This window comes from Pseudoalteromonas sp. 2CM39R, assembly GCF_023161845.1.
The window spans coordinates 207,404-234,335 of the sequence record NZ_JALNTM010000013.1 but is presented as its reverse complement, the minus strand read 5'-3'; the positions used below and the strand labels follow the sequence as shown (position 1 = coordinate 234,335).

Below are 26,932 nucleotides of genomic sequence, written 5' to 3'. Positions count from 1 at the left end.
GCAACTAAGGATAGGGGTTGCGCTCGTTGCGGGACTTAACCCAACATCTCACAACACGAGCTGACGACAGCCATGCAGCACCTGTATCAGAGTTCCCGAAGGCACCAAACCATCTCTGGTAAGTTCTCTGTATGTCAAGTGTAGGTAAGGTTCTTCGCGTTGCATCGAATTAAACCACATGCTCCACCGCTTGTGCGGGCCCCCGTCAATTCATTTGAGTTTTAACCTTGCGGCCGTACTCCCCAGGCGGTCTACTTAATGCGTTAGCTTTGAAAAACAGAACCGAGGTTCCGAGCTTCTAGTAGACATCGTTTACGGCGTGGACTACCAGGGTATCTAATCCTGTTTGCTCCCCACGCTTTCGTACATGAGCGTCAGTGTTGACCCAGGTGGCTGCCTTCGCCATCGGTATTCCTTCAGATCTCTACGCATTTCACCGCTACACCTGAAATTCTACCACCCTCTATCACACTCTAGTTTGCCAGTTCGAAATGCAGTTCCCAGGTTGAGCCCGGGGCTTTCACATCTCGCTTAACAAACCGCCTGCGTACGCTTTACGCCCAGTAATTCCGATTAACGCTCGCACCCTCCGTATTACCGCGGCTGCTGGCACGGAGTTAGCCGGTGCTTCTTCTGTCAGTAACGTCACAGCTAGCAGGTATTAACTACTAACCTTTCCTCCTGACTGAAAGTGCTTTACAACCCGAAGGCCTTCTTCACACACGCGGCATGGCTGCATCAGGCTTGCGCCCATTGTGCAATATTCCCCACTGCTGCCTCCCGTAGGAGTCTGGGCCGTGTCTCAGTCCCAGTGTGGCTGATCATCCTCTCAAACCAGCTAGGGATCGTCGCCTTGGTGAGCCATTACCTCACCAACTAGCTAATCCCACTTGGGCCAATCTAAAGGCGAGAGCCGAAGCCCCCTTTGGTCCGTAGACATTATGCGGTATTAGCAGTCGTTTCCAACTGTTGTCCCCCACCTCAAGGCATGTTCCCAAGCATTACTCACCCGTCCGCCGCTCGTCAGCAAAGTAGCAAGCTACTCTCTGTTACCGCTCGACTTGCATGTGTTAGGCCTGCCGCCAGCGTTCAATCTGAGCCATGATCAAACTCTTCAATTAAAAAGTTTTATGTCTTTCGACAGCTCAATGAATTCTGAATTTATTTAATATCTTTCGATATTGAATTGACTGTGCTGCAATTCCTACCTAAGTAGTTATTGCTGTTGGTCACTCAGTTTCAATTGAGACTCTAAATTTGTTTGCCTTGCTTAGCGAACTAAACTTGGCTGTTAGAACTCAATCTGTACGAGTGCCCACACAGATGATTGCTTTATATTGTTAAAGAACGTTGCGATTAAAGCGTTAAACTTTATCTCGCTAGGGCTGCGCATATTACGCTTTCCTATTTTTTTGTCAACACTTAATTTTGTTAAACTTGAAAGTTTTCAGAACTAAGTTTTACTCGACTCACTGAGTAGCTCGTGCCTCGCTATGCGTTGGCGTTCCCCGTCTCAGTGGGGTCGCATTATAGGGAGATCCGAAAACAGATCAACCCTTTTTTGCAGAAAACTTGAAATAAATGACTGTTCGCTGGATATTTAGACTAAACGCTTAAAAAGACAACTAAAGCTAATCATATTTCGCCTTTAAAGCTGTAAAAACTTATTTTTTGGAAAAATCTTTTTATAGTTATTGTAGCGATTACTAAGAAAACAAATTGTTTAGCTTTATATGGCCATTTAGATTAGTGGCGAATAAGTACATCAGGCAAGAACTCTACTATATAAAGTTAATGAGCTATTGGAGGGTATCAACTATTTCGAACTTTTTTATATTAATAACTATAAACTGTAAAAGTCGTTACATGGTCATATATTTATTGGTCTAAATAGCTTTACTTATAAATAGAAAGATAGCAGTCCTAAACGCTCGCATTATGATTCGTCGATTCTAGTTAGGCTATTTTATTAGATGAAAGGAATGAGAATAAATTTGCTATTAATAATAGAGCTAAAAACTTTATTCATTTTGTGTGAATTTTAGATATTAAAAAGCCGAGCATAAGCTCGGCTTTTTGGTGTCTCTTTAAGACTTACTCTGCAGACTGCGCGTCTTCTTGAACTTCTTCGCTCGCCGCTGGGCGACCAACTAGTTCAATATAAGCCATTGGTGCATTATCACCAGCACGGAAGCCACACTTAAGAATACGAGTGTAACCACCTGGACGATCCGCATTACGAGGACCGATTTCACTGAATAACTTACCAACTACTTCATTATCACGCGTGCGAGCAAACGCTAAACGGCGATTTGCTACACTGTCAGTCTTAGCCAGTGTGATTAAAGGTTCAATTACACGGCGTAACTCTTTCGCTTTAGGCAAAGTAGTTTTGATGATTTCATGTTTCACCAAAGAACCTGCCATATTGCTGAACATCGCTTTACGATGGCTACTGTTACGGTTTAATTGACGACCACTCTTACGATGGCGCATGACCCTATCCTTCTAACTAAACTAATATAGTGATTTAGATTATTCAGCTAGGCTTGCAGGCGGCCAATTTTCTAGGCGCATGCCTAGAGAAAGACCACGTGAAGCTAGCACGTCTTTTATTTCAGTTAGAGACTTCTTACCTAGATTAGGCGTTTTAAGAAGCTCAACTTCAGTGCGCTGAACTAAATCACCGATATATTGAATTTGCTCGGCTTTCAAACAGTTTGCTGAACGTACTGTTAATTCAAGATCATCAACTGGACGAAGTAGAATAGGATCGAATTCTGGCTTCTCTTCTTTCTCTTCTGGCTCAGTTACATCACGTAAATCTACGAATGCATCTAATTGCTCAGCTAAGATAGTAGACGCACGGCGGATCGCTTCTTCAGGATCTAAGGTGCCGTTTGTTTCCATATCAATGATTAACTTGTCTAAATCTGTACGTTGCTCAACACGGGCTGATTCAACCGAGTACGCAATACGTTCAACTGGGCTGAATGATGCATCAAGCAGCAATCGACCAATTGGACGCTCATCGTCATCAGAGGATAAACGACTAGATGCCGGCACATAACCACGACCACGCTCAACACGAATACGCATGCTGATCTCGCTGTTATTTGTTGTTAAATTACAAATAACATGATCTGGGTTAGCAATTGTTACATCGCCATCGTGCTGAATATCTGCCGCAGTCACAGGGCCTACACCAGATTTAGTCAGGGTCAGAAAAACTTCATCTTTGCCTTCTAACGTTACCGCTAGACCTTTAAGGTTTAGTAGTATTTCAATGATGTCTTCTTGTACGCCTTCTTTCGCGCTGTACTCATGCAATACACCGTCGATTTCAACTTCAGTTACTGCACATCCAGGCATAGATGATAACAGTATACGGCGTAAGGCATTACCCAAAGTGTGACCAAAGCCACGCTCGAGTGGTTCTAAAACTACTTTAGAACGCGTTGGGTTGATAGCGTCGATATCGACTAACCTTGGTTTTAGAAATTCTGTAACAGAACCCTGCATTTTATCCTCTCTTAACTCTTAACTTTACTTAGAGTAAAGTTCGACGATTAGTTGTTCATTAATGTCCGCAGACAGATCTGAACGCTCAGGTAGGCGCTTGAAGCTACCTTCCAATTTCTTACCGTCAACTTCAACCCAAGTCGGCTTTTCACGTTGCTCAGCCAACTCTAGAGCAGCGATGATACGTGCTTGTGTTTTAGACTTCTCACGGATTACAACAGTATCTTCTGGAGTAATTACGTATGAAGGAATATTCACAACACGACCATTAACTAGAATCGCTTTGTGGCTTACTAACTGACGTGCTTCAGCGCGTGTGCTAGCAAAACCCATGCGATATACAACATTGTCTAAACGTTGCTCTAAAAGCTGTAACAAGTTTTCACCTGTGTTGCCTTTAAGGCGAGCAGCTTCTTTGTAGTAGTTACGGAATTGCTTTTCTAATACACCGTAAATACGACGTACTTTTTGCTTTTCACGTAATTGTAAACCGTAATCAGATAGGCGTCCTTTACGAGCGCCGTGCTGACCAGGTGCAGTCTCAAGTTTACACTTAGAGTCGATAGCTCTTACGCCGCTCTTAAGGAACAGGTCAGTACCTTCACGACGACTCAGCTTGAGCTTAGGGCCCAAATATCTTGCCATGTTATTTCTCCTAACCTATTGTTAAACGCGACGTTTCTTCGGTGGACGACAACCATTATGTGGTATTGGCGTCACGTCAGTAATGTTGGTGATACGGTAACCAGCAGCATTCAAAGCACGTACAGCAGATTCACGACCTGGACCTGGACCTTTGATGAAAACTTCTAGATTTTTTAAACCGTATTCTTGAGCAGCAGTACCTGCACGCTCTGCAGCAACCTGAGCAGCGAATGGAGTAGATTTACGTGAACCACGGAAACCTGAACCACCGGCAGTAGCCCATGATAGTGCATTACCTTGACGGTCGGTAATCGTTACAATAGTGTTGTTGAAAGACGCATGAACATGAGCCATACCATCAGCAACTTGCTTTTTAACCTTTTTACGACGAATTGGTGTCTTAGCCATTTTACTATCCCCTTATCGCTTAATAGGCTTACGAGGACCCTTACGGGTACGCGCGTTAGTCTTTGTTCTTTGACCACGAAGTGGTAAAGAGCGACGGTGACGTAGGCCACGGAAACAACCAAGGTCCATAAGGCGCTTGATATTCAAAGTAACTTCACGACGAAGGTCACCTTCTACAGTGTACTTGCCAACTGCTTCACGCAATACGTCAAGTGTTTCGTCTGAAAGTTCACCGATTTTTGTGGTCTCGGCGATACCAGTCGCTTCTAAGATAGCCTTAGAGCGAGTCTTACCTATGCCATAAATAGCTGTTAAACCAATAACTGCATGTTTATGATCAGGGACGTTAATGCCAGCGATACGGGCCACTAACACATCTCCTATATTTGAATTTGGTAATCATCTGTTTGAAAAGCCCGTAAGGATACTCAAACGAAGACCAAATCACAACTAAAAACACAGGCCGAGAAACCTCAGCCTGCACGACTGTTTACTTAGCCTTGCCTTTGCTTATGCTTAGGCTCACTGCAAATTACGCGTACTACACCAGCACGTTTAATAACTTTACAGTTACGGCATATTTTCTTAACGGAAGCACGTACTTTCATTGCTCAACTCCGTAAACTGACCTTATCGACCGTAGCCTTTAAGGTTCGCTTTTTTCAGCACAGAATCATACTGATGTGACATCAGATGCGTCTGTACTTGTGCCATAAAGTCCATGATTACAACAACGATAATCAAAATTGATGTACCGCCGAAATAGAATGGCGTTTGCCATGCCATAGTCATGAATTCGGGCACCAGACAGATAAAGGTTATATACAAAGCACCTGCCAATGTCAGGCGTGTCATCACTTTATCAATGTATTTAGATGTCTGCTCACCTGGACGAATACCTGGGATAAATGCGCCAGATTTTTTCAGGTTGTCTGCTGTTTCACGCGGGTTAAAAACCAACGCTGTGTAGAAAAAGCAGAAGAAGATGATAGCCGCAGCTAAAACCATTGCATACAAAGGCTGACCTGGAGTCAACGTTGTAGCAATTGCTTGTAGCACATCAGCAACCGGACCTTCACCCTGGCCGAACCAGCTTGCAATTGTACCAGGGAACAGAATTATACTGCTAGCGAAGATTGGTGGAATAACACCCGCCATATTTACTTTCAGAGGTAAATGCGTGCTTTGAGCAGCAAATACTTGACGACCTTGTTGACGTTTGGCGTAGTTAACAACAATACGTCGTTGACCACGTTCAAAGAATACAACAAGATAAGTAACAGCGAATACTATAACCGCAACCATCAACAGTACAAAAACATTCAAATCACCTTGGCGCGCCATTTCGGCTGTCGAACCAATAGCAGACGGCAGGTTAGCTACAATACCAACAAATATTAGAACTGAGATACCGTTACCGATACCACGTTCTGTTATCTGTTCGCCCAACCACATAAGGAACATAGTACCGGTTACTAAACTCACCACTGCGGTGAAATAGAATCCCATACCTGGGTTAACAACTAACCCGTTCATCATGCCCGGTAAGCTTGTGGCAATACCGATTGATTGGATAGTAGCAAGCACAAGCGTGCCGTAGCGTGTGTACTGGCTTATCTTTTTACGCCCTTGCTCACCTTCTTTCTTAAGCTCTATAAACGGCGGATACATATGCGTTAATAGTTGCGTAATAATCGAAGCCGAGATATACGGCATGATACCCAGTGCTAACACTGAAGCTCGCTCAAGCGCACCACCGCTAAACATGTTGAACATCTCAACAATGGTGCCCTTTTGTTGCTCGAAGAAATCGGCAAGTACAGCGGCGTCAATCCCAGGGATCGGCACAAATGAACCTAGACGGTAAATTATGATAGCACCCAATACGAAGAGTAATCGGCGCTTCAATTCCGAAAGTCCACCTTGTGCACTTTGTGTATCTTGACCTGGTTTAGCCATTAGTACTTCCTTAGTCTTCTACCTTGCCTCCGGCAGCTTCGATAGCTTCGCGTGCACCTTTAGAAGCCTTAAGGCCTTTAACGGTAACAGCGCGTGAAACTTCGCCAGATTTAACAACTTTAACGAACTGAACGTTCTTTTTAACTAGACCAGCTGCTTGTAACGCGCTTAGGTCTACCACATCGCCTTCAACTTTAGCGATTTCGTATAGGTTAATTTCTGCAGATACTAAAGATTTGCGAGAAGTGAAACCGAACTTAGGTAGACGACGTTGCATAGGCATTTGACCGCCTTCGAAACCAACGCGTACTTTACCGCCAGAACGTGATTTTTGACCTTTGTGACCACGGCCACCAGTCTTACCAAGACCAGAACCGATACCACGACCAACACGTTTTGGAGCAGTTTTTGAACCTGCAGCAGGTGAAAGTGTATTCAAATGCATCGAATTACCCCTCTACCTTAACCATGTAATAAACCTGGTTAATCATACCACGCACACATGCTGTGTCTTCTAACTCAACAGTGTGATTGATACGACGTAAACCAAGACCGCGTAATGTAGCTTTATGCTTCGGTAAACGACCGATAGAGCTTTTTACTTGTGTTACTTTTACAGTTTTATTAGCCATGGTTTACCCCAAAATCTCATCTACTCGAAGACCACGTTTTGCAGCGATCGACTGAGGAGAATTCATGTTCTCAAGTGCTGAGATCGTTGCACGTACAACGTTGATCGGGTTAGTAGAACCGTAACATTTAGAAAGTACGTTCTGCACACCAGTCACTTCAAGTACTGCACGCATAGCACCACCTGCAATGATACCAGTACCTTCAGATGCTGGTTTCATAAACACTTGTGAGCCAGCATGACGTCCTTTAACAGGATGCTGTAATGTGTTGCCATTTAGGTCTACGTTGATCATGTTACGACGTGCTTTTTCCATTGCTTTTTGAATAGCAGCTGGAACTTCACGTGCTTTACCATAACCGAAACCTACTTTACCTGCGCCATCACCAACTACAGTTAGTGCAGTAAAGCTAAAGATACGACCACCTTTAACTACTTTAGACACACGGTTCACCGCGATTAGCTTTTCAGCTAAATCAGGCTGTTGTTGCTTTGCTTCTACGTTAGCCATTGTCTACTCCTAGAATTGCAAACCGGCTTCACGCGCAGCATCAGCTAGCGCCTTCACACGGCCGTGATATTTAAAGCCACTGCGATCAAAAGCAATCTTTTCGATGCCTTTGTCAGCCGCACGTTCAGCAACCGCTTTACCAACTGCTTGTGCAGCTGCAACGTTGCCTGTGCCTTTAACTGTTTCGCTAATAGCTTTCTCAACAGTAGAAGCAGCAGCCAGTACATTACCCTCAGCGTTTACAACTTGAGCATAAATGTGACGTGGCGTGCGGTGGATAACAAGACGCGTTGTGCCTTGTTCAATATAATTTCTACGAGTGCGTTTAGCACGACGTAGACGAGCTGTTTTTTTATCCATCGTCTTACCTTACTTCTTCTTAGCCTCTTTACGGCGTACATTCTCATCTGAATAACGAACACCTTTACCTTTATAAGGCTCAGGTTTACGGTATGCACGAATGTTAGCAGCTGTTTGACCAACTAACTGCTTGTCTACGCCCTTAACTAGAACTTCTGTTTGGCTTGGAGTTTCAATCGTAATTCCTTCAGGAACTGCGAAATTAACTGGGTGCGAGAAACCAAGAGTTAAGTCTAAAACTTTGCCCTTAGCTGCAGCACGGTAACCAACACCTACTAACTGAAGTTTCTTCTCGTAACCTTCATGCGTACCAACAACCATGTTGTTGATTAGAGCGCGAGCAGTACCTGCTTGTGCCCATGCATTGGCTACGCCTTCACGAGGTAAAGTTGTAATAACGTTGTCGTTAACTTGTACTTCAACTGCATCGTTGATTGTACGAGTAAGTTCACCGTTTTTGCCTTTAACTGTGATTTCCTGGCCTTTTAATGTAACTTCTACACCGGCAGGAACGTTTATTGGTGCCTTTGCTATGCGAGACATAGTTCCCCTCCGATTAAGCTACAAAACCAATGATTTCACCACCAACGCCTGCACTACGTGCTGCGCGGTCTGTCATTAGGCCTTTAGAAGTTGATACGATAGCGATACCTAAACCACCCATTACCTTCGGTAATTCGTCACGTCTCTTATAGATACGTAGACCAGGGCGACTTACACGCTGGATATTTTCAATAACAGCTTTGCCTTCGAAGTACTTTAACTCGATAGAAAGCTCAGGTTTAACATCACCACTTACTGCGAAGTCTGCGATGTAACCTTCATTTTTTAATACATTAGCTACTGCTACTTTCAGTTTCGAATTAGGCATCGTTACAGATACTTTCTTCGCTGACTGACCGTTACGGATTCGTGTAAATAAATCCGCGATAGGATCTTGCAAGCTCATAGTCTTACTCCCATGATTCTATTACCAGCTAGCCTTTTTAAGGCCAGGAATTTCACCGCGCATAGCTGCTTCGCGAACTTTAATACGGCTCATGCCGAATTTGCGAAGGAAACCATGTGGGCGGCCCGTAATGTTACAACGATTACGTTGACGTGCAGGGCTAGAATCACGAGGTAAAGCTTGTAGCTTAAGTACCGCGTCCCAACGATCATCTTCAGATGTATTAACATCACTGATGATAGCTTTTAGTGCTGCACGCTTTTCAGCGTACTGAGCAACTAGTTTAGTGCGCTTTGCTTCGCGCGCTTTCATAGAATTCTTTGCCATAACCCTACCCTTATTTCTTGAATGGGAAGTTAAACGCTTCTAACAACGCACGGCCTTCCTCATCTGATTTCGCAGATGTAGTGATTGTGATATCCATACCGCGTACACGGTCTACTTTATCATAATCAATTTCTGGGAAGATGATTTGTTCACGTACGCCCATGCTGTAGTTACCACGTCCATCAAAAGACTTAGCACTTACACCACGGAAGTCACGGATACGTGGGATAGCGATTGAAACCAAACGCTCAAAAAAGTCCCACATACGCTCGCCGCGTAGGGTTACTTTACAACCAATCGGGTAACCTTCACGCACTTTGAAGCCAGCAACAGATTTGCGTGCTTTAGTGATTAAAGGTTTCTGACCAGAGATAGCTTCTAGATCCGCAACAGCGTTATCTAAAATCTTCTTGTCAGCTAAGGCTTCGCCCACACCCATATTTAATGTGATCTTCTCGATCTGAGGGACTTGCATGACAGAGCTGAAACCAAACTTCTCTTGAAGTTCAGCAACTACTTTGTCTTTATATACTTCATGCAGTTTCGCCATCATTCTACTCCAACTATTAGATAGTTTTACCAGTAGATTTAAAGATACGTAATTTCTTACCATCTTCAATCTTGAAACCTACACGATCTGCTTTGCTCGTTTCCGAGTTGTAGATCGCAACGTTTGATACGTCGATAGACGCTTCTTTCTCAACAATACCGCCAGCTTGGTTCAACTGTGGAACCGGCTTTTGGTGTTTCTTGATTAAGTTAATGCCTTCGACAAATACTCGACCAGACTCGGTTACAACTGAAAGCACTTTGCCGCGCTTACCTTTGTCTTTACCTGCTAGTACGATTACTTCGTCATCACGACGGATTTTTGCTGCCATGATAGACTCCTTACAGTACTTCTGGGGCTAGTGAAACGATTTTCATGAACTTTTCATTACGAAGTTCGCGAGTCACAGGGCCGAAAATACGAGTACCAATAGGCTGCAAGTTATCATTTAAGATAACAGCCGCATTGCTGTCGAAACGGATCAATGAACCGTCTGGACGACGAACGCCTTTTTTGGTACGCACAACTACCGCGTTTTTAACATCACCTTTCTTCACTTTACCGCGAGGAATCGCTTCTTTTACAGAAACTTTAATGATATCGCCAATCGCTGCATAGCGACGGTGTGAACCACCAAGGACTTTTATACACTGCACTTTGCGAGCGCCGCTGTTATCAGCAACTTCCAGCTGAGTTTGCATTTGGATCATGTTAATGACCTCCGGTGTAGTAATTACAACTTGTCTTAAATTTGTTTAAAATCAAGACATTTCGATTGAATCCCACTCAAAAAACATACTAGATGTCTCTTAAGGGCGGGCAATTGTATCAGCATTGAGGGGGGAGTGGTAGGTTATTTTTTAATTAATTTAATGCGGATGATAAATTAGAAACTGGTTTTTTATGCTATCTATCTAAATTACAGGTGGTTATAAAACAAACAAGGCACCTTTACGGTGCCTTGTTTTATATCAGTAATTAAAATTAGCCAAATAAACCTTTTAATTTGTCTTTAATTTTGTCTTTAGCTTTTTCTTTTGCTTCGTCTTTAACCGCACTGCCTATATCTAATTTTATGCCAACATCATGAAATGGGCCTTTTATCCTCAGGGGAATTTTAAAGCCAGTGCTATCATCGGTAGTACCCTGACCTTCAATAGAATCAACGAGACCTGTTACTAGGCGGTAATTAACCTGAGTTTGCGGTAAATCAACGTCTCCTTCACCTGAAATACGTATTAAGGGGCTGATCAACGATAAATCAGTATTTTTGCCTACGCCATTGGTAAAGTTAAAACTACCAGAAAGTGCAGAGAAATCTGTTTTCTCAGATTCCTCAAATCCTGTATCTAATCCCTCAGACACGGCATTAAAGTTGCCTTTAACTAGCTCTTTCCCCTTACGCACCATTTCTGCTACGTTTGCTCCCTTAACTGCACCATCAGCGAACTTGAATCCTAGTTTACCATTAAGCGCGTTAATAAACGTTTTTTGGCTTTGCCCTGCTGTGGTTAGATTCCAGTTTAAAGAGCCCTTGCCCATTAGCTTATCAAAGCCTGCAGCATCGCTAAGTAATGGCTGTGCGTCTATTTTATCTAAATCGAAGTTGGTTGCTATTTTATAAGGGGTATTTTGAGCATTGATAGTCACCACCCCTTTACCTGTTCCTTCATAAGCCGCAAAGCTGTCTAAACTTAATTTAGCAACGCTATTTTTTAGTGCCACAGTAAACTGGTTGGCGCCGAGTTTAATATCGTTCGCTTTTAAGCCACTTGAACGGACAATCACATTTGCATCTAATGCATTCAAGCCACTTAAATCAATTTTAGTATCATCCCACACTATTGGCTCTGCAGGCTTAGAGTCGTCTTTTGCTGGGACTTCTTTTTTAGCTACGGTTTCAGGTAAGTAAGGATTTAAATCAAGCATGCCTAAGTCAATATCAGCATTAACAGCTAAGCGACTGCCTAGATTTAACTTACTTTTACCTTTAATCTCGAGTGCATCGAGCGTTGCTACTAATTCAGTTAAGTTAAACTCTTCACCGAGTAAGTGCATTTCGGCATTGATGCTAAAGGCGTTAAACGCATTGTTTTTAGCGTTTAAGTCAACTCCTTGCCAGTTAGCAATATTTTTAACCGAATCACCGTTAAGTGTTAAAAGTCCTTTAATGTCTTGGCCTTGTTTGGCTATGCTGCCATCAAACATTAGATCTACTAAACGTGAGTTAAGCGTTTGCTTTACATTAAATGTGGCGCCTTCAATCGCTTTTGCTGGTGTATTAAGTTTTACATCAAGCTCAAATCGCTCTTGCATATAAGTAATAGCACCGGTTACTTCAAGCTGTTTACGCAGTGAAGGCAGTAATATAGCCAGTTCTAAATCGCTAATTTGTTGTTTAGCACCCGTTTGACCATCTAAATAAGTAAATGACCCGCCATAAATAGCGACTTCACCTAATTGAATATCAAAGTTTTCAGGTAGTTTGACTGCCTCTCCCGCTTGAGTTTGTTGCTCTGGTTGCTTGGCCACTGCATCAAATAACTGCCAGTTTGCTTTGCCGCTTTTATCGGTTTCTAGCAAAATATCAGGCTCATTAATTACAAACTTTTCTAGCTTTAGTTCGCCACCGAGTAATGAAAGCCAAGGAATATGAACAGCAAGTTGCTGCATACTTGCCATATCAGCGCGAGAGCCACTGGGCATATTGGCAAAATGCACATCATTAAGCTCCAGCTTTAATGCAGGAAATACACTGAGGGTTTTATCTCCCTTGATCGTTAATGTGCGCCCAGTTGTTTTTTCTACCTGCTCAGACACTTTATTAAAAATGGTATCGGTAGGAATTAAAAATGGTGCAGCAACAATTAACGCTATGCATAGCAATAATATGACACCAATAACTTTAAATAAGGTCTTCATGATCATCCTTTCAAACGTGCAAATAATGCTCTTATCATAGCGGGAGTTAGCGCCAAAAGCATTGCCCAATAACTAAAAATCTACTTTCCTACATTCTAATGTGGGTATATGAATTGTAACTGAAACATTTTGATACCTTTAGGTTACAAAAAATACTGACCAAATGATACCTACAGGTTACATTGATACCTACAGGTTACAAAATATAAATTAACACTTCCACAGGATGGACTTTATGAAACAACAAGATATTAAAACTGAAGAACAGTTTATGGGTCAAAACATATTTCTAAGTATAAGCACAAGTATGGTTTTTTTACTTCTCAGTGTTAACTCAGTAATAAAACAAGATATTGACGGGCTTTTAACTGTTGGAATGGGCGTTTTATTTTATATAGTTATAATAGCTATTTATATAACTAAAGCAGGCTTTCCATTAAAAATGTATTTTCAATATGCTTATAAAGATGAATTCCTAAATACTATCGACACGAGTGCCTATAAACATTCAATTTTTGCACTTGTTTTTTGCCTGCTTGGTGTTTTTTATAAAGGCGATGCTATTGCTAGTGAGGTTTCGCATGCAGCTATGGCAGTATTCTACTTAGGTATCATGCTCTTGGCATATGGCACTTCATTGTTTTGGCAAAGCCGCGATTAGGAAATAATGTGCAAAACCATATAGCTGAATTTCGTAAAGAGGCAGGGCTTTCACAGCAAGAACTGGCCGATGCTATTAATGTTTCACGAAAAACCATTAGCACGGTTGAAACATCTCGTTTTACACCCTCGGTGATCATTGCCTTAAAAATAGCACAGCACTTTAATACCTCAGTTGAACGGCTGTTTTCACTCGATGAACACGATTAATACAGTAATGATGCAATCTTGTGTTAATTAACTTACCAAGATTGCATCCCCTGTATTCTCCGGTATGATGCACGCCCCTGTTGTTGCTGGCTTATTTAAGCTAAAATGAAGCGACTAAAAAGTATATCTAACCGGAGAGTCTACAAGGCATGAAGAAACTGCTAATTTCACCGTCAAAAATGGCATTAGGCGAGCAAGAAAGTCAAATTTATCAAAACATTCTGAAGCAATCTTCAGAGCTAAGCCTAAACCTGATGGCTGTGAAAGTGGAAAACCATCCAGAAGACTTTTTAGGTTGGTGTTACGAGCTATTAAGCGCAAGCCGCGACCGCATTAATTATGACTTACTCGAAAGCCCACAATTACCATTATTGAAAAAGCTGCATGACCAACTTATTTCAGCCATTAGCTTTTTACAGTTAAAAACATTACGGGTAGCGCCTTGGCCAGTAGTGAGTATGTTTGTAGAGCAACATAAAGAACTGGTGGCACTTGATGAGCAGCTACGTTTAACTACTTATATTGCAGGCCTGCGTGAAAAGCCGTTAAAAGATATGATCCCTGAAGACTTACTCGCTTTTAGCGGTAAGCATATGGCATCACTCGATCCGAGTACTTATAACTTTGATGTAGAATGGTTTGCCTCTACTAAAAGCGCCAAAGGTTTTCACCAGATGCTGGCTGATTTGCCAGGCGCATTCGACGATGCACTCAGCAACATTCCACTTGAGGGTGATGTAGCGCTAGGTAATTACCAACAATTTGTAATTGCTTATTTGAGTGCATTTAATGGTAGTGATGAAAAACCAACTCTGGCGCCTGCCACCCGTTTATTAGCAATGCGTCGCCCTGATGTGTTTACTCCAATTAGTAACAGTCGCTTAGATGCACTTTGCTCCGCACTTGGTATCACCAAATTAAATAACCGTGACTTTGAGCGTTACTGGCAAGATGTAGTACAAAGCATTCACGCTATGTCATGGTTTAAAATGGCCAATGCTGGTAATGAACTAGAAACACAGTTGGTGGACATTAAAGCGCTTATACCTTGCTTTTTTTACTATGCAGATACTAATACTGCAGATAACTCTAACTACATTAAGCTACTTAATAAACCTACACGTAGCACTTCTAGCAGCAGTAAAGCGCCACGCCGAGGCAAAGAATCTGCTGAGATTTTAGTGGATCGCGCTCTTGCTGATGATGATGTTCCAGAGCATATTCGTGCTAAACGTGACTCTATTATTAGCGAAGTACAAAAAGGCCGCGGTGTTAACGAAACAATTACCCTAATGCGTGCCATTTTTGGTTAATTAACCCACAAGAAAAATAAAATAGCCTAGCAGCGCTTTGATGGTGCAGCTAGGCTATTTTTTGCACCAGCAAAGTGAACCTGCTAAATAATTACTTTTCTATCCCTACCTCATATTATTTTCAATACATTGTTTTAAATAATAAAAATAATTTATAAACGAATAAGTTTAATTTGGCACACACAGTGCAAATACCCCATTAGTAACATAATAAAATGCCGCCAAACAAAAGGTTGTAGTCGTTCATAATAAAAAGCCTTGGCGTGCAAAATCATACAACGGGAAATGAGACATGCTAAAACTACAAAAAACAATATTGATCAGTGCATTGGCATTAACAGGAATGACATCAACTACTGCATTAGCTGAAGTAACAGCAAATGCAGCAGCCACTTCAAACTACTTATGGCGCGGACAAGAGCAAACTGGGGGCGATGCAGCTGTATCTGGCGGTATTGATTACGCTAATGAATCTGGCTTTTATGCGGGTACTTGGGCGTCAAATGCGTCTTGGGCCGATGAAATGACCTACGAGCTAGACTTATACGCAGGTTTTGGCGGCGCAATTAATGAAAGCGTGAGTTATGACGTAGGGTATATCTATTATGCCTACCCTGATGCGGCATCAGGTGCAGATGCAGATTTTTCTGAAGTCTACGGTAGCATTAGTGTGCAAGGCTTTACATTTGGTGCAGCCGTACTTGCAACTTCTGCTGCCAATGGTGACGGTACTGATTTTGGTGATTCATTGTATCTAAATGCCGATTACAGCTTCGCTGTTGGTAGCAATGGCACAGAAATGGCGCTACACATAGGGCATTACTCAGGCGATTTCATCGGTGATGACAATATTATTGATTATGGTGTATCTGTGTCTAAAGATGGTTTTACTTTTGGTCTATCAGATAACGACATGGACGGCTCAGATGTAAAAGCTTATGTAGCCTATGCTGTAGACTTTAACCTATAAAAAGAATGTGTTACTTGCTGCAACACTAAGGGGCCGTAAGGCCCTTTCTCGATTAGAGCGGTTTAAAAATGCTCATAATCCTCTCTAGGGTTAGCTACTAAAGCGCCCTACTATATTACCCGCCTCGGTCAATCAACGACTACCTAGCTGCCGTTAAATATTTCCGCGTTATGCTAACTCGCTTAAATAAGCATTATTGTGTATTGGCATTATATTCTCTGTTTCAAATAAGCTTTTTATACCAATTCGCTAAAATAAAAGGCCGCACGAAATGCGGCCTTTAAATAACTTAGCGTTAAAACTTAGCTAAATTATTTTTATTGTCTTTATCTACAAGCTTAATGTAAGGGTCTATCCCAGCGTACATGGGTTTTTCTTTTACTTTAAGTTCGATGGTGTTTGCACCTGACACTATTTGATGTTTTTGTGAATAAATCACAAAGTCTTCGGCTAGAAGGTTTTCAGGATCATCATTGAATAATGCAATATCAATCATTTCATCAAGTGGTTGTTCGGTTTCTTCACCTTGGCCATCGGCACGCTGTTTCGTTGCTTCAACGCTCAGTGTTACCGTGTAAAAACCCTCGCTATCAGTGCTATCTGTAATCGATACCTCTTTCATTTCAAGCTCATAAAGTGTTATATACTTAAACTGATCATCAATAAAGCGTTGCTCTGCTTTTGTTGCATCTCGTTTTAAATAACTGAGTAAATCGAGTGTGGTGGGGTATGGCGTTGATTGGTATTTAAACTCATTCAAAAATGCTTTAAGTGCTGCATTTAAGCGTTTTTCACCTAAGCGATCATATAGCGCCATCATCACAACAGAACCTTTATTGTAGTGAAGATACTGCTGAGCCTGCGTTTTATACAGCGGCATTTCTTCAAACGCTTCCCCTGTACGACCCATTAAGTATTTGTCTAGCTCGTATTTTAAAAACTTACGTAGCTTCTCGGCGCCAAAGCGTTTTTTTAACACCATAAGCGCACTATATTGGGAGAGCGTTTCTGATATAACGGCACTGCCCTCTACATTAGCCCCTGATACTTGATGTCCCCACCATTGGTGCGCCACTTCATGTGCGGTTACATAATAAGGGAGGTCAACTTTACTCTCATCCCTTAAATCAGTAACAAAACCAATACTTTCTGAGTAAGGCACTGTATTGGCAAAACTTTGCGCAAATGAGCGATATTTTGGAAACTCAATAATACGTAACTGCTTATGCTGATACGGGCCAAATGCTTGGGTATAGTAATCTATTGAGTCTTGTACCGACTCAATCATACGGTCAACATTCCATGCATGATCTTTGTGGTAGTACACTTCAATATTTACACCGTTATGCTCAACCTTTTTGCTTTCAAGTTCAGCCGAAAGCACAGAATAAAAGTTTAAAATAGGGGCATCCATTTCATAAACAAAAGTACGGCGCCCGTCTTTTACACTCTCACTTTTTAAGTAACCAGGTGTAATTGCAAATTGCGACTCATCGGTAGTTACCGTTGCTTTATAGCTTATAAACCCATTATCAGGACCAAACTCATTTTGCGTATAATAGCGGCTGTCTTCTAGTTTATGCGCACGTTCAAGTTCGGGTAAATCGTGCTTACGACGCTCATACTTATCCGCAATTTGAAAATACCTTTGATAACCAAAATTCGGTAATAACTCTCTATTATTTATAAATGTACCGTTATACACCAGCTGAGTATCTGAATACCTATCAACAAAACCGTTATGCTCTCGGGAAACTGAAAGCTCACCTTCGCGAACTTCATTAGGCATTAGCGGTTGTTCAAACTCAAACCATACCATATCAAACTCAGGTAAACGCTCTACTATTTTACCGCCGGCCATTTTTACATCCCAGCTTTTAGCGTGGTTAGGCTCGTTAATTAACACACGGGCTATTGGCTCGTTAGCGGTATTAGTAAACTTAATTTTTGCAACGGCGGTTAATGCACGCTTTTTAGGGTAAATATCAATGTGTAAATTAACATCGGTTATTACAGGGAGTGGCAAATCTTTGTATTGTGAAAACTCTTGTTCATAGCTTACTTGAAGGGTTTCGTTATCATCACTTGTTACAAACTCGTTGAGCATACGGGTGTTGTGATAAATGTTATAACCTGCTCCCACAAATACCAATAAACTTATAGCGGCAGCAATTTGACCTTTTAAAGACATGTTGTAACGTATTAAAGATAAGCGAGTGCGCAATGTTTGCGACGGGCCGCGATGCCATAAAGCAAACCCAACAATAGCCAAAAATACACTTAATGCGCCCCAATATAAGGTGTACCAATGCGCGCCTTGTAAAAAGTGTCCGTAACCGTTTATATCAGAATACGGTACGCTACTACTTTGCGAAAAGTGATACATGTGATGCTCAAATCCGTAAGCACCCATTACCATTTGGGCAATGTAATACAGAATAAATAACCCCATACCTATATATTTATTAGGGCTAATTATTTGCAAAAAGAACGCCAAAATAGCCATCATAATTAAAGGCAGTAACGTAAGATAACCTAACCTAAATAAGTACTGGCCAAGCTCTAGATTAAATTGCCCCTTAAATAGTTGTACTGCAATGGTAAACATCATACCTACTAAATAAAGACCAAAAACCGCAGTGATTAACGCAATAATTTTAGATATCCAAAACACACTGTTATGAACTGGGAAACTGTCAACAATATCGCCCATACCACTGTGGCGCTCCCGCCAAACCAGCTCTGCGCTGTAATAAGCAATAATGATAAACATAAATAAGCTAGAGGTGTTTTGAATGATGCTCACCATATTTTGTGTCAGTGGCCAATCCGTTGTGCCATACGCGCCAATAGGAGCAAAGAGTGGCACAAGCAACATAGTAATACTTACACCGGCTAAAATCATAAAAGGCGCACTTAATATAACCTGCTTAAGTTCAAATAAGCTGCGCATTACTAGTTGCGATTGCGTATTGATCCCTTTTGATTTGTAATTTTTAGCCTTGCTAATAAGTGCTGCTTGTTTATTTTTTACAAACGTAGATACAGCAAATTGTTTTTTTTGTTTTTTAGTTACTACGCGATTACCTAACTTCCCTAGGCCAAAAAACATCGCTAAGCTTATTGCTACCCACAAAATACGGTTAATCAAAAAATCGCCCGAGAGCGTTAACACTTCGGTATTTTTATCACTTACAGTCCAATAACGGGTTAAGTCAATTAACGAACCTGACCCAAATGGATCGGCGTATACAACAATATCTCTAAATGCTAAGTCATCAAAGTAGATGCCCGCTATTTGGTAGGTTATAAAAATCACTACAGCTGTAACATATACCGCCATCATGGTTTTAAAATACACAGCCACACTATTAAAAATAGCCGAAAGTACTAACAAGCTGGGTATTGCTAAATATAAAAAAGGAGCTGTGTAATATATTAACTTATTAGGGCCTACTAGCTCACTATCGAGCCAGCCAACCAATAAACCAAATTGCGATCCAAAAAACACACCCAGCGGCACCGTTAAAAAAACAACTAGCACCACTAAGTAAGCACCAAAAAAACGCCCAGATTGATAAGCAAGAGGGTTAACCGGCTTACTAAACACCAACTCATCCATTTTGCTCTCACTGTTGCGAATAGCTGAGCTGGCAACAAAGTTAACCACTAAAAACATAGCAAGCGTACAAAAGGTAACCGTTAAAACCATAATGGTATAAGGCGAGTTCATATGAACATTAGCCCCGCCTAACGGAAGCTTACTACTAGAGCTTATAAAAAACGCCATAAAAAAGAAGATTAATGACGTCACATAAAACGAAGGTTGGCGCACAAAATAGCGCAGTTCAAACGCAAGCATATTAAAAAACATAGCGCCCCCTTATGCTACTTGGCTGTTACGATGATTAAGCAACGCAGAAAAATACACATCTTCTAGGTTTGCGTTACTCGTTTCAAAGCCTTCGGGTGCTTGCTCTGCTAATACATGTAATATGGTTTGCCCAGCAAATAAGCGTTTTGAAATAACAGGCAGTTGTGATTCAAGCTCTTGCGCTTCTTCTTGGCTCATGGCCTTGCGCCAAATTTGCCCTTGCAGTTTATCGGTAAGGGCAATTGGATTACCCTCTAATAGTATTTTACCGCCAGCCAGTACAGCCATGTTTGGGCAAAGCTCTGCTACATCTTCAACAATGTGGGTCGATAATATAACTACTTTTTGCTCGCCTAAGCTTACTAACAAGTTATGAAAACGATTTCGCTCCTCAGGATCTAAACCTGCAGTTGGCTCATCAACAATTAGTAAATCAGGGTCGCCCAATAATGCTTGTGCAATACCAAAACGCTGGCGCATACCCCCCGAAAAACCACTAACGGCTTTTGAGCGATGTTGATATAAATTAGTATGTGCAAGCAAGCCTTCCACCGACTCTTTACGTTCTGCTTTGTTGTGAATACCTTTTAAAACAGCCATATGATCGAGTAAATCGTAAGCGTTAACACGCGGATATACACCAAAATCTTGTGGTAAATAGCCTAAACGCTGACGCAATGCTTGTGGGTCTTTAAACACATCAATGCCATCAAAAGTAATAGAGCCCTGATCAGCTGACTGCAATGTAGAAATAGTTCGCATTAACGACGATTTACCCGCACCATTTGGCCCAAGTAATCCGAACATACCTTTACCAATTGATAAATCAACACCTTGAAGTGCATGTACGCCGTTGTCGTAGGTTTTTGATAACCCTGTTATTGATAGCATTTTTTACTTCCTTGAATTGTAAGTATTATTTTTATGCTGCTTTATACCACATTAAAAACAGGAACATAAGTTAGTAACTAGTTAACTTTGTAACAATAAATAAACAGAAATTCATTCTAATAACACTTGCTTAGAAATGAGCCTCTCGGTATAAAAACAAAACACTCTAAAAATAAGAAGCGAACAGCCATGCAAGATCACAAAAGCCAACCATTAACCGATTTTATAGAATACCCGCCAGAGGCAATGCTCTCGCGCGCAAAGGAGTTTTTACAAACGAGCCAGCGCCGTCATAGTATTCGCAGCTTTAGTAACCGCCAGGTGCCAAAAGAAATCATCGAAACCTGTATTAAAGCAGCAGGTACAGCACCTAGTGGTGCAAACCACCAGCCTTGGCATTTTGTGGCCATTAATAGTAGTGATGTTAAAAAGCAAATACGAGAGGCCGCTGAAAAACTAGAGCGCTCTTTTTATGAAGGTCGCGCAGGCGAAGAATGGCTTGATGCATTGAAACCATTAGGTACCGATGCTAATAAACCCTATTTAGAGCACGCACCATGGTTGATTGCAGTGTTTAGTCAAAAAAAGGGGGGTGTAAATACGGACGATAAAAACACTAATTACTATGTACATGAATCGGTAGGGCTGGCCACTGGTTTTTTAATTCAAGCACTACACCGAGCAGGCCTTGCAACCCTTACCCACACCCCAAAACCAATGAGCTTTTTAACCGATATTTGTGGCCGTGATAAAGACAACGAACGTCCTTATATGCTATTAATTGCAGGCTACCCCGATGAGCATGCAACGGTGCCTCTGCATGCACTTGATAAAAAATCGCTGGATGAAATAGCCACATTTATTTAACCCGAACTCTGGTTATTTAGTTATTGGTTGATAATCCACTGCTATTTTATCGCCAGCCTTAAGGCCCGTAATAACATGTTGCTGATTATCAAACTGCTCACCTAAGCGTACAAAACGACGCTCAATTTTGTCTGCATTAATGACATACATCATACTAAGCTGTCCAAAATCATGGATCCAACGAGGGTTTACCAGTACACCTTGGGTGCTTTCAAACGGTAAATGCAATTGTGCATATAACCCAGGGATCATCCCTGGCTGTGGTTCAATTTCTAGTCGTATAAGTAAGCTACGTGCAGCGTTATCAACAACAGGTATAATTTCACTGATATTGGCAGCTGTTGTCATATCGAGCGAAGGTAAACTCACGTTTAAACGATCGCCTAATTTAAGCCTTACTGCTTGTTGCTCTCGTACATTAAAGGCAAGTTGAAGTTGCTTTGGATTGTAAAGCGTTAACAACGGTATGCCAGGTGTAGCTGTATCGCCAGGTTCAGCTAAACGCTCAACAACGACACCAGATATAGGGGCTTTAATTTGCGTGTAGTTAAGTGATACTTGCGCCTGGGTTTGCTGCTGCTTTGCTCCAGCTAAGTTGGCAGTTAAGTTATCAAATTTTGCTTTAGCATCATCAAGCTCACTCACTGGTACTAACCCTTTTGCCTGTAACTCAGTTACTCTAATAAGTTGCTTTTTAGCTTGGTTTAATGAGGCTTGCACCGCATTAATATTTGCCTCACTTTGTGCCAGCATCGCTTTAAAGTCATCTTGCTTAAGGGTGATCAATAAGTCACCTTGATTAACTTTATCACCGGCACGTACTTTGAATTGCTTTACTTGTGCCATTACATTTGACGAAATTTGAGTGTTTTGTTTCGCAATTACACTCCCCGGTACATGCTCTGTTCGCGAAATAGTTTGCAGCTCAACAGTGACCACCTCACCTTGATATTGAGTAACTGGCATCTCTTTTAACCCTGCAGGTTGTTTATCACTAAAGCTACCGGCCATGTATAGCACTGCTACAATAACTACAACCAATGCACTGATTGCGCCTAAAACTTTTGATTTACCCTGCATGTGCTTCTTCCTCTGGGTTTGTAAACACTAAATAATAAACAAGCGGTACAACAAATAACGAAAATACGGTAGACGCCACGATGCCAAAAATAATTGCTATGGCTAATCCGCTAAATACTGGATCAAGTGTGATCACTAAGTTACCTAACAAAGTAGTTCCGGCGGTTAATAATACTGGGCGCATTCGTACCGCCCCTGCAGCAATAAGTGCCTCTTTTATTGCCATCCCCTGAGTTCGTGCTTGGTTAATAAATTCGACTAAAATAAGTGAGTTACGAACGACAATACCTGCTAAGGCAATCATGCCTATCATCGCAGTAGCGGTAAATAATACCGGCTCAGGAGCCCCCGCTATGGTGCGTTCACCAAATTGATTGAGTAACCAAAACCCAGGCATAATACCAATCACAGTTAATGGAATGGCCGACATAATAATCAGCGACAAACTAACAGATTGAGTTTGAATGCGTAAAATAATAAATATAGCACTGAGCGCAAAGGCAAAAGCAATGCCCATATCCCTGAACACATCAATGGTGATACGCCACTCACCTTCACCACTAAAGTTAACATCAGTTCCTTGCGGTAATTGCCATGGCGCGGTTCCGCCATTATTAAAAAAGTGCCGTGTTAACCATACGCTTTTTTCAAACCCATGATCACTTACGTTTAAATCGGCATTTACATCCGCAATAATCTCTGCAGGCGTGCGTCCATTTAGTTCCGCCATCACATAAATAACGTCACGCTGATCTTTACGCATTAGTGTGTCGGCCACGTTTAATGGTTTAAACTCTCCCAGCTCTGAAAGCGATACTAAAGGCCTTGGTGCACTTGTTATACCTAACTCATTACTGGTTTTAGCTAAGTCCCTATCCCCTCTTACTTGCAGCGCAAGTAATTGTGAAAGCTGATTACGTTCGCTATAAGGCAATTGTAATTGTATTGGAATCGGCTGAGTTTCATTGCTTACATACAACACACCAACCTGTTGCCCCTGCGAAGCAATACTGAGTGTTTGTGCAATATTTTGGGTAGCAACAGCACTGAGCGCTGCTTTGGTCTTATCCGTAATAAAACGCTGTAATGGCGCAGAAGCAACCAAAGAGGTATCAACCTCAACAACATGAGGCTCTTGGCGTAAACGTGCAACAACATTTTGAGCTGCCTGCCTGTGGGTATGCTTATCAACAAAGGGGTCACGATACACTTCAGCAACTAAAGTGCTCAATACCGGTGGCCCAGGTGGTACCTCGACCACTTTGATAACAATGCCATTTTTTGCTAAAGGAGCAAGTTGTTCGCGTAGCCGCATAACCACACCATGCGATTGATGATCTCGTGCTGATTTATCCACCAGCAATACTCTGAGCTCTGCTAAGTTAGCGGCTTCACGGCGATAATAACCACGCACCATGCCATTAAAATCCATACTGGAGGGCTGCCCAATATATGCGGCTATTTCACTTACTTCATTTAACTGCCATGTGAGGGTTTGAATCTGCTTAGTAAATGCAGCCGTGCTCTCTAGACTAGTACCCTCTGGCATATCTATAAGTACTTGCAGCTCATTTTTATTATCAAAAGGCAGGAGCTTTAATGGCACCAAGCGCATCACGGGTAACATGGCGCTGATAATAAACAATCCTAACGTTATCCATAGCACCCATTTAGCTCGCCCTTTTGAGGCAAGTAATGGACTGAGTAGTCTTTGGTATAAACCCGCTTTAGGTTCAAGATCAGGTTGTTCTAAGGTGTTTGGTTTAAGCAATTTCATTGCCAGCCAAGGAGTGACAAAAAAAGCTACCAAAGTAGACACCATGACACTAATGGGCACGTTAAACGCCATGGGTGCCATGTATGGCCCCATCATTCCGGTAATAAACGCCAGTGGAATAAACGCCACCATAATGGTGAGTGTAGACATAAGCAAGGCATTTCGAATTTCGCTCATTGCGCCAACAACATGTTGTTTTTTATCGCCTTTATTATTTATAAAGCGACTAATATTATCAATCCCCGTGATAGGGTCGTCTACCAGTAAGCCTAATGATAAAATAAGCGCAAATAAGGTCACCCGATTAATGGTGTAACCAAATGCAAAATCTAATGAGAGTGTAATGCCATAACAAATAGGAACCGCCAGCCCAACCACTACGGCAGGACGCCAACCTAAAAACACGCCAACAAATATCACCACAGTAAACACTGCAAACACTAAACTTGATGTGAGGTTATTTACTTTTTCATTCGCAGTTTGGCCATAATCTCTAAGTACTGTATAGCTAACTTCTGGTGGCAGTAAGGTATTTGCAAGTTCATTCATCGTGGTATGAACATCATTTGCAACAGCAACCGCATTAGTCCCTGTTTGCTTGGCTACGCTTAAAGTAACCATAGGTAGCTGCTGCTGATCAGTAGATTGCGCTAACCATTGGTAATGCTCAGTTTCACTAGGGCCATCGCTGACTGTTGCAATGTCCATCAAGTAAACACTTTTACCATTAACCACATTAACAACTAATTGCTCTACCGCTGATTGTGTTCTTAGTACATCACCTGCCTGAATTGCAATTTGCTGCTGATTATCAACCACACTCCCTACTTGGGTGAGTTGGTTTGATACATTTAATGCGTAAAAAACATCGTTTACCGTGGTTTGATGGGCAGCCAGTGCGCTGGCATTTAAATTGATGATAAGAGTACGCGTACGCCCCGAAATTACTTTAACTTCACTGGTATGCTCAATGCGTTGTAAACTATTAGCAATTTCGTTAGCAAAACGAGTTAGTTCATAATCACCATAGAGTTGCGGGTCTTTACTGTAGAGGCCTAACATCACAATAGGCACGTCATCTACTTCTATTGGACGAATTTGCCAACTTTCGATCACCGATGCCATTGTATGCTGATAACTATTTAATTTTGCATAGGTATCTAAAATAGCTTGTTCGCGGTTGTGCCCTACTTCAAAACGCAGCGTAACCACTGTACTGTTAGTTTGTGTGGTTGAGTAAATATGCTCAACTCCCACCAGCTGAGCCAGTAACTTCTCGAGCGGTTGTGTTACTAACCTAGCGACTTCAGGCGCCTCAACGTTAGGTGCTGATACATAAATATCGAGCATGGGCACAGTAATTTGCGGCTCTTCTTCTCGAGGTGTTTGATTTAGTGCAAATACCCCAAGTAACAAAGACATCACAAAAATAACAATCGGAATGCGACCACTTAAACTACTTTTTACCGCATTGTCTATTAAGCTCATTGCACTTAGCCCTTACAAAATAACCCATACAAGGTACCAAGCAAAACGACCGCATTTTCATCAATGACACGATAATAAATGGTTTGGCTCTCGCGGCGCGTAGCCACAATGTTTGCTTTACGTAGCGCTGCTAGGTGCTGAGATAACGCAGACTGCGCTAATGGCACGGCTTCATTAAGCTGTGATACGCTCATTTCGGAATCTTGCAAAGAACATAAAATCATTAAGCGATTTTTATTGGCTAAAATTTTTAATAACTGCTCAGCTTGTTCTACATTGCCGGCCATGGCAGTAAAGTCAATATTCATATTATGCTCTTATTCTAAAATAGAGCCTGAGTATAGGACGTTAGATTAGAAAAGTCTAATATTAGATTTTACTAATATAGATATATCTAATATAGTGGCTGTACTGAACTAAATAACTGGCCTACTATAATGAAACTAAACAATGCACTCAGACTAATCGCTGGCATAATGATTATTGTGTCGCTCTTATTACAAACTTATCATGATCCTAAGTGGATTTACTTTACAGCTTTTATCGCAGTAAACTTAATTCAATCAGCTTTTACTAGCTGGTGCCCAATGATCACTCTATTACGCAAACTTGGCTTTAAGGAATAAACACCATGCTAACCCCTATTCCAGATTTACTAAAAATTATTACCCCTAATCAGCGCCGTATTGATGCCGAACAAGCAAAGAAAGAACTTGAGCAAAATAAAGGCTTACTGATTGATGTGCGTGAACCCGCTGAACATGCCACCAAAGCAGCTACTGGCGCAATTAACATTCCACGCGGGTTACTTGAAATGAAACTTATGGAAATAGAAAAAGACGCAGCCCGTCCTATTTACTTACATTGCGCTAGTGGCGCGCGTGCAACATTAAGTGCTGAAGCGCTGACCCGAGTGGGCTACGAAAACGTCACAGTTATTACTTGTAAAGCTGAGCAAATTTGCCAAGTATTTTAATATAACTGGCATCACAACTTCATATAAAAGTCATACTGGTCG

The 26,932-nt window shown here is 41.7% G+C and carries 30 protein-coding genes and 1 rRNA gene; 7 read left to right on the top strand and 24 right to left on the bottom strand.

Features of this window, described 5'->3' with window-relative positions:
* The 19 genes from MTF66_RS26015 to MTF66_RS25925 all read right to left on the bottom strand — a co-directional run.
* A 16S ribosomal RNA gene (locus MTF66_RS26015) occupies window positions 1-1,121 on the bottom strand; the annotation flags it as partial.
* A gap of 973 nt (window positions 1,122-2,094) precedes the next feature.
* Window positions 2,095-2,496 (bottom strand): 50S ribosomal protein L17, encoded by a 402-nt coding sequence (gene rplQ / locus MTF66_RS26010; RefSeq protein WP_008115370.1) that lies wholly within the window; start codon window positions 2,494-2,496, stop codon window positions 2,095-2,097.
* A gap of 39 nt (window positions 2,497-2,535) precedes the next feature.
* Complete coding sequence (locus MTF66_RS26005) at window positions 2,536-3,522, bottom strand: DNA-directed RNA polymerase subunit alpha (RefSeq protein ID WP_008115371.1); 987 nt, start codon at window positions 3,520-3,522, stop codon at window positions 2,536-2,538.
* A 24-nt stretch (window positions 3,523-3,546) separates the two neighbouring features.
* Window positions 3,547-4,167 carry a 30S ribosomal protein S4 gene (gene rpsD, locus MTF66_RS26000; protein ID WP_002959461.1) on the bottom strand — a complete coding sequence of 207 codons (621 nt, stop codon included), beginning with the start codon at window positions 4,165-4,167 and terminating at the stop codon, window positions 3,547-3,549.
* A gap of 21 nt (window positions 4,168-4,188) precedes the next feature.
* Complete coding sequence (gene rpsK / locus MTF66_RS25995; RefSeq protein WP_002959471.1) at window positions 4,189-4,575, bottom strand: 30S ribosomal protein S11; 387 nt, start codon at window positions 4,573-4,575, stop codon at window positions 4,189-4,191.
* Between the two features lie 12 nt (window positions 4,576-4,587).
* The gene (gene rpsM / locus MTF66_RS25990; protein ID WP_008115377.1) at window positions 4,588-4,944 is read right to left on the bottom strand and encodes a 30S ribosomal protein S13; all 357 of its coding nucleotides are present in this window, start codon (window positions 4,942-4,944) and stop codon (window positions 4,588-4,590) included.
* Window positions 4,945-5,069: 125 nt separating this feature from the next.
* The gene (gene rpmJ, locus MTF66_RS25985) at window positions 5,070-5,183 is read right to left on the bottom strand and encodes a 50S ribosomal protein L36 (protein ID WP_002959476.1); all 114 of its coding nucleotides are present in this window, start codon (window positions 5,181-5,183) and stop codon (window positions 5,070-5,072) included.
* Window positions 5,184-5,205: 22 nt separating this feature from the next.
* On the bottom strand, window positions 5,206-6,534 hold the full coding sequence (secY, locus tag MTF66_RS25980) for a preprotein translocase subunit SecY (protein ID WP_008115380.1): 1,329 nt from the start codon (window positions 6,532-6,534) through the stop codon (window positions 5,206-5,208).
* A gap of 10 nt (window positions 6,535-6,544) precedes the next feature.
* Window positions 6,545-6,979 carry a 50S ribosomal protein L15 gene (gene rplO / locus MTF66_RS25975; protein ID WP_008115382.1) on the bottom strand — a complete coding sequence of 145 codons (435 nt, stop codon included), beginning with the start codon at window positions 6,977-6,979 and terminating at the stop codon, window positions 6,545-6,547.
* A 4-nt stretch (window positions 6,980-6,983) separates the two neighbouring features.
* Window positions 6,984-7,166 (bottom strand): 50S ribosomal protein L30, encoded by a 183-nt coding sequence (gene rpmD / locus MTF66_RS25970; RefSeq protein WP_008115384.1) that lies wholly within the window; start codon window positions 7,164-7,166, stop codon window positions 6,984-6,986.
* A 3-nt stretch (window positions 7,167-7,169) separates the two neighbouring features.
* Window positions 7,170-7,676 carry a 30S ribosomal protein S5 gene (gene rpsE / locus MTF66_RS25965; RefSeq protein ID WP_008115387.1) on the bottom strand — a complete coding sequence of 169 codons (507 nt, stop codon included), beginning with the start codon at window positions 7,674-7,676 and terminating at the stop codon, window positions 7,170-7,172.
* A gap of 9 nt (window positions 7,677-7,685) precedes the next feature.
* Window positions 7,686-8,036 carry a 50S ribosomal protein L18 gene (gene rplR, locus MTF66_RS25960; protein WP_008115388.1) on the bottom strand — a complete coding sequence of 117 codons (351 nt, stop codon included), beginning with the start codon at window positions 8,034-8,036 and terminating at the stop codon, window positions 7,686-7,688.
* A gap of 9 nt (window positions 8,037-8,045) precedes the next feature.
* Window positions 8,046-8,579, bottom strand: a complete 534-nt coding sequence (gene rplF, locus MTF66_RS25955; protein WP_006794247.1) for a 50S ribosomal protein L6 — start codon at window positions 8,577-8,579, stop codon at window positions 8,046-8,048.
* A 13-nt stretch (window positions 8,580-8,592) separates the two neighbouring features.
* Window positions 8,593-8,985 (bottom strand): 30S ribosomal protein S8, encoded by a 393-nt coding sequence (rpsH, locus tag MTF66_RS25950; RefSeq protein WP_008115392.1) that lies wholly within the window; start codon window positions 8,983-8,985, stop codon window positions 8,593-8,595.
* A gap of 21 nt (window positions 8,986-9,006) precedes the next feature.
* A complete protein-coding gene (gene rpsN, locus MTF66_RS25945) occupies window positions 9,007-9,312 on the bottom strand; it encodes a 30S ribosomal protein S14 (RefSeq protein ID WP_006794245.1) in 306 nt (101 codons plus the stop codon).
* 10 nt (window positions 9,313-9,322) lie between these two features.
* Window positions 9,323-9,862, bottom strand: coding sequence for a 50S ribosomal protein L5 (gene rplE, locus MTF66_RS25940; protein ID WP_010392500.1), 540 nt, complete (start codon window positions 9,860-9,862; stop codon window positions 9,323-9,325).
* A gap of 16 nt (window positions 9,863-9,878) precedes the next feature.
* Complete coding sequence (gene rplX / locus MTF66_RS25935; protein WP_004589210.1) at window positions 9,879-10,193, bottom strand: 50S ribosomal protein L24; 315 nt, start codon at window positions 10,191-10,193, stop codon at window positions 9,879-9,881.
* Between the two features lie 10 nt (window positions 10,194-10,203).
* On the bottom strand, window positions 10,204-10,572 hold the full coding sequence (rplN, locus tag MTF66_RS25930) for a 50S ribosomal protein L14 (protein WP_008115397.1): 369 nt from the start codon (window positions 10,570-10,572) through the stop codon (window positions 10,204-10,206).
* Between the two features lie 274 nt (window positions 10,573-10,846).
* Window positions 10,847-12,784: an AsmA family protein gene (locus MTF66_RS25925; protein ID WP_013466074.1), complete on the bottom strand. Its 1,938-nt coding sequence runs from the start codon at window positions 12,782-12,784 to the stop codon at window positions 10,847-10,849.
* 235 nt (window positions 12,785-13,019) lie between these two features.
* Here MTF66_RS25925 and MTF66_RS25920 point away from each other — a divergent pair, with 235 nt between their 5' ends.
* From MTF66_RS25920 to MTF66_RS25905, 4 genes are all read left to right on the top strand, one after another.
* The gene (locus MTF66_RS25920) at window positions 13,020-13,445 is read left to right on the top strand and encodes a hypothetical protein (protein WP_010392493.1); all 426 of its coding nucleotides are present in this window, start codon (window positions 13,020-13,022) and stop codon (window positions 13,443-13,445) included.
* Window positions 13,446-13,453: 8 nt separating this feature from the next.
* The gene (locus tag MTF66_RS25915) at window positions 13,454-13,654 is read left to right on the top strand and encodes a helix-turn-helix transcriptional regulator (RefSeq protein ID WP_010392491.1); all 201 of its coding nucleotides are present in this window, start codon (window positions 13,454-13,456) and stop codon (window positions 13,652-13,654) included.
* Between the two features lie 149 nt (window positions 13,655-13,803).
* Window positions 13,804-14,967, top strand: coding sequence for a hypothetical protein (locus MTF66_RS25910; RefSeq protein ID WP_138621575.1), 1,164 nt, complete (start codon window positions 13,804-13,806; stop codon window positions 14,965-14,967).
* A gap of 292 nt (window positions 14,968-15,259) precedes the next feature.
* Entirely contained in the window at window positions 15,260-15,937 is a 678-nt protein-coding gene (locus tag MTF66_RS25905) for a TorF family putative porin (protein ID WP_248529042.1), read from the top strand.
* Window positions 15,938-16,232: 295 nt separating this feature from the next.
* Here MTF66_RS25905 and MTF66_RS25900 read toward each other — a convergent pair whose 3' ends face one another.
* Together MTF66_RS25900 and MTF66_RS25895 are read right to left on the bottom strand one after the other, a co-directional pair.
* Window positions 16,233-19,811 carry a M1 family aminopeptidase gene (locus MTF66_RS25900; RefSeq protein ID WP_138621573.1) on the bottom strand — a complete coding sequence of 1,193 codons (3,579 nt, stop codon included), beginning with the start codon at window positions 19,809-19,811 and terminating at the stop codon, window positions 16,233-16,235.
* 9 nt (window positions 19,812-19,820) lie between these two features.
* Window positions 19,821-20,702 carry an ABC transporter ATP-binding protein gene (locus MTF66_RS25895; protein ID WP_010392484.1) on the bottom strand — a complete coding sequence of 294 codons (882 nt, stop codon included), beginning with the start codon at window positions 20,700-20,702 and terminating at the stop codon, window positions 19,821-19,823.
* Window positions 20,703-20,891: 189 nt separating this feature from the next.
* Here MTF66_RS25895 and MTF66_RS25890 point away from each other — a divergent pair, with 189 nt between their 5' ends.
* A complete protein-coding gene (locus MTF66_RS25890; protein WP_138594046.1) occupies window positions 20,892-21,569 on the top strand; it encodes a nitroreductase family protein in 678 nt (225 codons plus the stop codon).
* A 12-nt stretch (window positions 21,570-21,581) separates the two neighbouring features.
* Here the strand turns inward: MTF66_RS25890 and MTF66_RS25885 are convergent, their stop codons facing one another.
* From MTF66_RS25885 to MTF66_RS25875, 3 genes are read right to left on the bottom strand one after another with little or no spacing between them, the layout of a single operon-like run.
* Window positions 21,582-22,649 (bottom strand): efflux RND transporter periplasmic adaptor subunit, encoded by a 1,068-nt coding sequence (locus MTF66_RS25885; RefSeq protein ID WP_138570686.1) that lies wholly within the window; start codon window positions 22,647-22,649, stop codon window positions 21,582-21,584.
* The gene (locus MTF66_RS25880) at window positions 22,639-25,914 is read right to left on the bottom strand and encodes an efflux RND transporter permease subunit (RefSeq protein WP_138621571.1); all 3,276 of its coding nucleotides are present in this window, start codon (window positions 25,912-25,914) and stop codon (window positions 22,639-22,641) included. Before MTF66_RS25880 ends, MTF66_RS25885 begins: the two co-directional genes overlap by 11 nt.
* 5 nt (window positions 25,915-25,919) lie before the next feature.
* Window positions 25,920-26,222, bottom strand: a complete 303-nt coding sequence (locus MTF66_RS25875) for a metalloregulator ArsR/SmtB family transcription factor (RefSeq protein ID WP_010392476.1) — start codon at window positions 26,220-26,222, stop codon at window positions 25,920-25,922.
* A 129-nt stretch (window positions 26,223-26,351) separates the two neighbouring features.
* On the opposite strand from MTF66_RS25875, the gene MTF66_RS25870 reads away from it, so the two are divergent.
* Both MTF66_RS25870 and MTF66_RS25865 read left to right on the top strand, forming a co-directional pair.
* Complete coding sequence (locus MTF66_RS25870) at window positions 26,352-26,540, top strand: DUF2892 domain-containing protein (RefSeq protein ID WP_010392474.1); 189 nt, start codon at window positions 26,352-26,354, stop codon at window positions 26,538-26,540.
* Window positions 26,541-26,545: 5 nt separating this feature from the next.
* Window positions 26,546-26,890: a rhodanese-like domain-containing protein gene (locus tag MTF66_RS25865; RefSeq protein WP_138570688.1), complete on the top strand. Its 345-nt coding sequence runs from the start codon at window positions 26,546-26,548 to the stop codon at window positions 26,888-26,890.
* Window positions 26,891-26,932 lie beyond the last annotated feature (42 nt).

Bases quoted from the DNA above. Each gene is read 5' to 3' on its own strand.
- rplQ (WP_008115370.1), bottom strand. From the start codon at position 2,496: ATGCGCCATCGTAAGAGTGGTCGTCAATTAAACCGTAACAGTAGCCAT.
- MTF66_RS26005 (WP_008115371.1), bottom strand. From the start codon at position 3,522: ATGCAGGGTTCTGTTACAGAATTTCTAAAACCAAGGTTAGTCGATATC.
- rpsD (WP_002959461.1), bottom strand. From the start codon at position 4,167: ATGGCAAGATATTTGGGCCCTAAGCTCAAGCTGAGTCGTCGTGAAGGT.
- rpsK (WP_002959471.1), bottom strand. From the start codon at position 4,575: ATGGCTAAGACACCAATTCGTCGTAAAAAGGTTAAAAAGCAAGTTGCT.
- rpmJ (WP_002959476.1), bottom strand. From the start codon at position 5,183: ATGAAAGTACGTGCTTCCGTTAAGAAAATATGCCGTAACTGTAAAGTT.
- secY (WP_008115380.1), bottom strand. From the start codon at position 6,534: ATGGCTAAACCAGGTCAAGATACACAAAGTGCACAAGGTGGACTTTCG.
- rplO (WP_008115382.1), bottom strand. From the start codon at position 6,979: ATGCATTTGAATACACTTTCACCTGCTGCAGGTTCAAAAACTGCTCCA.
- rpmD (WP_008115384.1), bottom strand. From the start codon at position 7,166: ATGGCTAATAAAACTGTAAAAGTAACACAAGTAAAAAGCTCTATCGGT.
- rpsE (WP_008115387.1), bottom strand. From the start codon at position 7,676: ATGGCTAACGTAGAAGCAAAGCAACAACAGCCTGATTTAGCTGAAAAG.
- rplR (WP_008115388.1), bottom strand. From the start codon at position 8,036: ATGGATAAAAAAACAGCTCGTCTACGTCGTGCTAAACGCACTCGTAGA.
- rplF (WP_006794247.1), bottom strand. From the start codon at position 8,579: ATGTCTCGCATAGCAAAGGCACCAATAAACGTTCCTGCCGGTGTAGAA.
- rpsH (WP_008115392.1), bottom strand. From the start codon at position 8,985: ATGAGCTTGCAAGATCCTATCGCGGATTTATTTACACGAATCCGTAAC.
- rpsN (WP_006794245.1), bottom strand. From the start codon at position 9,312: ATGGCAAAGAATTCTATGAAAGCGCGCGAAGCAAAGCGCACTAAACTA.
- rplE (WP_010392500.1), bottom strand. From the start codon at position 9,862: ATGGCGAAACTGCATGAAGTATATAAAGACAAAGTAGTTGCTGAACTT.
- rplX (WP_004589210.1), bottom strand. From the start codon at position 10,193: ATGGCAGCAAAAATCCGTCGTGATGACGAAGTAATCGTACTAGCAGGT.
- rplN (WP_008115397.1), bottom strand. From the start codon at position 10,572: ATGATCCAAATGCAAACTCAGCTGGAAGTTGCTGATAACAGCGGCGCT.
- MTF66_RS25925 (WP_013466074.1), bottom strand. From the start codon at position 12,784: ATGAAGACCTTATTTAAAGTTATTGGTGTCATATTATTGCTATGCATA.
- MTF66_RS25920 (WP_010392493.1), top strand. From the start codon at position 13,020: ATGAAACAACAAGATATTAAAACTGAAGAACAGTTTATGGGTCAAAAC.
- MTF66_RS25910 (WP_138621575.1), top strand. From the start codon at position 13,804: ATGAAGAAACTGCTAATTTCACCGTCAAAAATGGCATTAGGCGAGCAA.
- MTF66_RS25905 (WP_248529042.1), top strand. From the start codon at position 15,260: ATGCTAAAACTACAAAAAACAATATTGATCAGTGCATTGGCATTAACA.
- MTF66_RS25900 (WP_138621573.1), bottom strand. From the start codon at position 19,811: ATGTTTTTTAATATGCTTGCGTTTGAACTGCGCTATTTTGTGCGCCAA.
- MTF66_RS25895 (WP_010392484.1), bottom strand. From the start codon at position 20,702: ATGCTATCAATAACAGGGTTATCAAAAACCTACGACAACGGCGTACAT.
- MTF66_RS25890 (WP_138594046.1), top strand. From the start codon at position 20,892: ATGCAAGATCACAAAAGCCAACCATTAACCGATTTTATAGAATACCCG.
- MTF66_RS25885 (WP_138570686.1), bottom strand. From the start codon at position 22,649: ATGCAGGGTAAATCAAAAGTTTTAGGCGCAATCAGTGCATTGGTTGTA.
- MTF66_RS25880 (WP_138621571.1), bottom strand. From the start codon at position 25,914: ATGAGCTTAATAGACAATGCGGTAAAAAGTAGTTTAAGTGGTCGCATT.
- MTF66_RS25875 (WP_010392476.1), bottom strand. From the start codon at position 26,222: ATGAATATTGACTTTACTGCCATGGCCGGCAATGTAGAACAAGCTGAG.
- MTF66_RS25870 (WP_010392474.1), top strand. From the start codon at position 26,352: ATGAAACTAAACAATGCACTCAGACTAATCGCTGGCATAATGATTATT.
- MTF66_RS25865 (WP_138570688.1), top strand. From the start codon at position 26,546: ATGCTAACCCCTATTCCAGATTTACTAAAAATTATTACCCCTAATCAG.